The organism is Dellaglioa sp. CoH-57-MRSF-20 (assembly GCF_056781955.1).
Map to the genome: position 1 here is coordinate 1 of NZ_JBXAXV010000131.1, position 428 is coordinate 428.

General features: G+C 54.7%; 1 protein-coding gene. It reads left to right on the forward strand.

Going from position 1 to position 428, the window contains the following annotated elements:
- On the forward strand, positions 1-428 hold a 428-nt coding region (locus AC1RPN_RS08475), incomplete at both ends, for a hypothetical protein (RefSeq protein WP_481763756.1).

Consider the following 428-nt stretch of genomic DNA (forward strand, 5'->3'; position numbering starts at 1 on the left):
GAGGCGTTGAAGCAAGCTGGTCTCGACTATGAAACGTTCGGTGTGATCCCATTCGAGTACGAGATCACGAATCTTGAAGCGTTCCCCACCGATCGCCCGGTCATACCGCTGTGTGGCACCAAGGTCCTCGACATGTGGCTGAAGAAGCTGGTCCCCGAAAACTGGCATCTCTTCTACAACGAGCATCACATGGATCAGGCGTACGCGGAACGGTTCTACGGCACTCAGCTCCTGAACTATTGGTGCGAGCTTCGCGTGTTTGACGAAGCAAAAGACCTTGTGTGGGACTACCCTCGTTTTGTCAAACCCGTTGACGACCGTAAAGCATTTGGTGGTCTCGTGCTCGATGCTGGCGAGTCGTTGGCTCAGGCTCTAGAGAAGATGACGCACCAACCCATTGATCCTGCACAGGGCGTCCTGATCAGCGA